This window comes from Salinivibrio sp. MA427 (assembly GCF_001996115.1).
Taxonomy (GTDB): domain Bacteria; phylum Pseudomonadota; class Gammaproteobacteria; order Enterobacterales; family Vibrionaceae; genus Salinivibrio; species Salinivibrio costicola.
Genome location: NZ_MUFH01000200.1, coordinates 1 through 4,918 on the forward strand (window position 1 = coordinate 1; position 4,918 = coordinate 4,918).

Below are 4,918 nucleotides of genomic sequence, written 5' to 3' on the forward strand. Positions count from 1 at the left end.
CCACAAGATCGTCGGCGGTCCAATGGGTTGAGACGTTACGCTGAGTCAGTGAGGTTTCAACCCAGCCTGCGCTGACCACCTCAAACCAGTGAGTTAGCATTGCCTCAAATCCTTTGCTCGCCTGCATACCGGTCCAATCTGGGAGGCTAAGTTGAGTGATCACGTTGTCTTGCATGCGTTCGCCTCGGGTAAAGCCATCAAAGAAATAGCACTCATTACGATACGCGGCGGCAATGGTTTCTTTGGTGGCACCGTATTGGCGATTCATGCTGGCTTCAAACAAGCTATTATCACGGTGCCAACGCACATCTAACCGGCCGAGTAACCCTTCACCAAATTGCGCGAACACGTCTAAATCATCAATACTCATGTCGCCATGTACATTAATACTGTCGAGCGGATGAATAAAGTCGTCAAAAATAAAGCGGCGTGGCGCATCAGGCAGCGCATGGCGGTGTTTTTCCCAGCGCAACGATAACAACGGTGTGCCTAACTCATCTTCCGGACGCTGATCGTTCAGATGGGTGTTTAACAGTGGCAAATAACGGCGATTAAACCCGACAAACAACGGCGTTTGGTGTTGCTCAGCCAAGTTAAATAAGGTTTCAACGTCTGCGCCTGAAGGGGCAACGGGTTTATCAACAAATACCGGCACGCCAGCTTCGAGGCAGGGACGAATCAAGGCCGCATGCGAGTCGGTCGCGCTATGGATCATCACCCCATCCACACCAAGCGCCAAGCATTCATGGATGTCGGTGGCCGTGTTCGTCACCCGATATTGATGTGCGAGCGCAGCCAACTTTTGGCTATCACGGCTACACAAGACCCAATCTAATCCTGGCCAGTTGGCCAATAAGGGTAGATACGCTTTCTGGGCAATGTCGCCAAGCCCGATCGATGCGATCTTCATGCTTTCTCCTTACGTCGTGCGCGCCAGCTGTAGCCCAACCGGATGCGGCCCAACCGAGTGCGGCCTCAGTCAGCGCTGGAAGTCGCCAGCAGAAATCAGTAACCTAGCCGCATTCTACACAGTGTTTATCATTATGAATATTTTAATCTCTTGGCTCTCTCAGGCCGGTGCGTGGTTAACGCCTTGGCTAAATGATATTGCGATGGCTATTGTCGCGTCGCTTTTGGTGGTGTTTGGTAATGACATTAACCGTACCCTACGCCGTTTATTAACCGGACACCATTTTATTGTTCGTACTCTGGCATTTGTGGCAATCAATGCTTTTGGTTACGGCGCTTTCATTATAGCGGTGTCGCCGTGGCTTGCGGGTAAAATGCGTGGATGGCCTGATCATTGGCTGTTTGCCGGCTTAGTGGCGACCTTTATCTTTATCGGGATGTGGGCGCAGCGTCAGCGCCAAATCTAACCGCCCGATAGCCCAGCCCCCTTCCCTGTGATGCCCAATCATCCACTTTATCGTATGGCTGTTTAATTACTAAGCAGCCATACTGTGTAAGCAATCCGATACTGGTATCACAGCGTATTGGTGAGAAAAAGGAGATTTGTATGCAACGTGGACTCATGTGGTTTCGCCACGACCTTCGAATACACGACAATCCTGCGCTCGCTAATTTGGCCTCAAGCTGTGACACGCTGACCTGCGTGTTTGTGATTGATCCGAGCTGGTCACGTGCAGATCATTTTCAAAGCAAGCATTTGGGCCCTCAGCGCGAGGCATTTTTGTGGCAAAGCTTAACGGAGCTGCACCGCGCCTTAGATGCCATGGGGCAAAAGCTGATTATTCGTACGGGCAACCCGCTGGAAGTGGTGGCGAACCTTTGTATGGATCATGAGTTTGATCTGATTGGCGTCACCGACCACCCTGGTACGCGTGAGCGCCATCAGGTAGACACCTTAGTCAGCCGCTTTCCGCAGCGGGTGGTGGTGTCCGATGCGCATACGCTGTTTACACAACACCAGTTGCCGTTTGATTTACCTGATATCCCGCCAACGTTTACGCAGTTTCGTAAAGCGGTCGAAAAGAAAGGGATCCAACCGCGATTACCCTTGCCGGTGCCTGAGTCATTACCGGCGCCCTTGGCTGGCATGACATCTGAGCCGGCACCACTGTCCGACCGTCGGATTTCCCCGTATCAAGGCGGTGAAATTGCCGGCCGCGCCCAATTGAATCATTTCTTATGGGATACGCACCGGGTCCAGCGTTATAAAGAAACGCGTAATGGTCTTGATGGGTGGGCGTTTTCTTCGCGTTTATCGGCTTGGCTGGCCAACGGTTGCTTGTCGGTACGTTGGGCGGCAGCGGAGTTAAACCGCTATGAGCGCAATGTCGAGCAGAATGAATCGACCTATTGGTTGTATTTTGAGTTGTTATGGCGCGAATATTTTCAGTGGATGCTGTATCACTACGGTGCGCGCTTTTTCCGCTTTAAAGGTATCGCCAATAAACGTCCTCTAACCACGTTTTATGCTGAAGCCTTTATGGCATGGCGCGAAGGCAGTACCGATTTCCCGATTGTGAATGCCGCCATGCGTCAGTTAAAACACACTGGGTGGATCTCTAACCGTAGTCGCCAGTTAGTCGCCAGCTGTTTAATTCACGAGCTTGGGATCGATTGGCGTTATGGCGCGGCGTATTTTGAGCAGCAGCTGATTGATTTTGATGTGGCGGCCAACTATGGCAATTGGCAATATTTGGCGGGTGTAGGGGCTGATCCCCGCGGCAGCCGCCGATTTAATCTCGACAAGCAAGCCGCGCAATACGATCCTGATGGCAGCTTTGTCGCCAAATGGCTAACCAATGAAGAGCCCTTGTATTGATGGTGAGGATAATCCGATACTACCCCTTTATTTACCAAGTTACCCCTTTATTTACCAAGTTACCCATTCATCTACCCAGTAAAGCGTCGTTCGCTTAGTCCCTCGGCTCGCCGGCTTTTTCGCAGGCGGGTCGGTAGCTCTCAATAATCGCGCTCACTTTATCGCTCACCCGGCGTGAGAATAGTAAGGCAATGTGGGTAACCGGGTACACATCGTGACTAGTCATGCCTTCGATTTTTGTTTCTTCAACCAACACGGTGCCATCACAGACTTGTTTTTTTAACAGCATAGCCGCGGGGCCGAAAGGACAATCTCCGGCGAGGCTGTGTAACGGTGGCAAGTCGACCCAAGGGGTAACGGTATCTGGGATCAACAGGTGCTCACTACGTTGAAATAACCAGCCGCCCCACCCAAGGTCACCAAATAAGCGGGCAAGTTGAGCACCTTGGTGCGGAGTCCCTAGGGTGATCACCGCACGAACGTTTATCGTGCCAGACGAGAGGCGCTCGGTTTGGCGCTCAAGGTAGCGTCGAATAATCAGCCCACCCATTGAGTGACCAATAAGAATGGCGGGCGCTTGGCCAATAAACGCATCAATTTTAGCGTTTATCTCATCGAAGTCTGGGTTCAAGGTGTTATACGAAAGATTCAGCACCTGATGGCCCTGTTTTTCCAGCCGCTCACACAGGGGGATCAAAAAGATGCCGTGCATGTATAAGCCGTGCAATGTCACAATTTTCATCCCGTCTCCCTTTTTAAAAAAACGCCTCACCCTTCATCGAGTGAGACGTCATTGTGTTTTACTCGCGCTCTATCATCCGTTAGAAAATCAAATGGGCGATACCTGCAACAACGGGAAGCGTCACCAGGGTACGCAAAATAAAGATCACAAACAGCTCCCACAGTTTTACTGGAATCTTACTGCCGAGCAAGAGTGCACCTACTTCGGAGATATAAATCAGCTGAGTGACCGACACGGTTGCAATCACAAAGCGGGTCATTTCGCTTTCAATGTCTGCCGCTAGAATGGCCGGGATAAACATATCAGCAAAGCCGATCACCATGGTCTCGGACGCCTTCACCGCATCAGGAATGTGCAGCAATTCAAGCAGTGGTACAAAGGGTGCGCCAAGAATACTAAAGACGTCGGTATATTCTGCGACCATCAGTGCCGCGGTTCCGATTGCCATCACCACAGGCAAGACACCGAGTACCATGTCGACAGCGTTTTGGGCGCCCTCTTTGAGCACGCTGTTCACCGAGCGGATTTTCTCGGCACGGTTGAGGGCACAATGCAGGCCATAGCTTAACGTAGAATATCCTTCTGGTAATGTTTCCTCGTCACCTTGTCGCTCTGAGTTATCGATTAACGCATCTTTTTTCCAGCATAAAGGAGGCAAACGTGGCACCACTAAATACCGAAAGCAAGGTAGGCAGCAATTCATTAAGCACAAACGCCCCGGTGGTTTCGCCCATGATCACTGGCGTACCGATCCCATAAAACGCCATGATGACAAAAACAGCGCCAAATATACGAGTTGCCAACCAAATGGGGGTTACGTTGAATAAGCCATTAAGAAAGCCATGGCGTGTGATCACGGCAGGTTTGGTCAAGGTAACCAATACTGAAACAACGGCACTCAACACCACTAAGGCAGTGACGACCGCGGTTGCACTATTACCTAACAAGTCCAACACAGTGCTGGCCATCACCGCAATAGGGATAGTGACACTGTCGCCGAAAGTAATGGGTGTCATGAAAAACAGCAACCCAAGCAGCGATGGGATCGCGAACATCAGAATATTTCTCGTCGAAGGTGCCTTCTTGGAGAGTGTGTCAGTTTTTTGCATACGTCTGAATCCTGAATTTTTATTTATCTCACAGCGAAAACCAACCACTTTGGCGATTAATTATTCACTCACTGTGACTGACTGGCATGCAGATTATCGAATCACACATAGGATGTAAATAACTATTTAGTCATAAATACTGAATAAATACATCGTAAAAGTCGATTCGCCATGCCATTTTCTGGTTTCATAGTTCAACAAACTCTCTTTTGTGAAAAGTTTGTTACACCATTTTATTGACCAAGATCAGATTCTGTTACTCATTTGTAGGGTATGAGG

General features: G+C 50.0%; 4 protein-coding genes and 1 pseudogene. 2 read left to right on the forward strand and 3 right to left on the reverse strand.

From position 1 onward, the window contains the following. Positions 1 to 910 (reverse strand): Gfo/Idh/MocA family oxidoreductase (locus BZG79_RS11585; RefSeq protein ID WP_108743283.1); only part of this gene is annotated, 910 nt, incomplete at its 3' end. On the opposite strand from BZG79_RS11585, the gene BZG79_RS11590 reads away from it, so the two are divergent. Beyond that, positions 909 to 1,376, forward strand: a complete 468-nt coding sequence (locus BZG79_RS11590) for a DUF3392 domain-containing protein (RefSeq protein WP_242414171.1) — start codon at positions 909 to 911, stop codon at positions 1,374 to 1,376. The two genes, BZG79_RS11585 and BZG79_RS11590, sit on opposite strands and share 2 nt — an antisense overlap. Positions 1,377 to 1,516: 140 nt before the next feature. After that, a complete protein-coding gene (locus BZG79_RS11595; protein ID WP_077461161.1) occupies positions 1,517 to 2,788 on the forward strand; it encodes a DASH family cryptochrome in 1,272 nt (423 codons plus the stop codon). Positions 2,789 to 2,882: 94 nt separating this feature from the next. Here the strand turns inward: BZG79_RS11595 and BZG79_RS11600 are convergent, their stop codons facing one another. Both BZG79_RS11600 and BZG79_RS11605 read right to left on the reverse strand, forming a co-directional pair. After that, positions 2,883 to 3,530, reverse strand: coding sequence for an alpha/beta fold hydrolase (locus tag BZG79_RS11600; RefSeq protein WP_077461160.1), 648 nt, complete (start codon positions 3,528 to 3,530; stop codon positions 2,883 to 2,885). A 79-nt stretch (positions 3,531 to 3,609) separates the two neighbouring features. After that, positions 3,610 to 4,585, reverse strand: a pseudogene (locus tag BZG79_RS11605) (hypothetical protein). Positions 4,586 to 4,918: the final 333 nt, after the last annotated feature.

What these genes read in the sequence shown, in the direction of transcription:
- BZG79_RS11600 (WP_077461160.1), bottom strand. Translation starts at nt 3,530, where the DNA reads ATGAAAATTGTGACATTGCACGGCTTATACATGCACGGCATCTTTTTG.
- BZG79_RS11595 (WP_077461161.1), top strand. Translation starts at nt 1,517, where the DNA reads ATGCAACGTGGACTCATGTGGTTTCGCCACGACCTTCGAATACACGAC.
- BZG79_RS11590 (WP_242414171.1), top strand. Translation starts at nt 909, where the DNA reads ATGCTTTCTCCTTACGTCGTGCGCGCCAGCTGTAGCCCAACCGGATGC.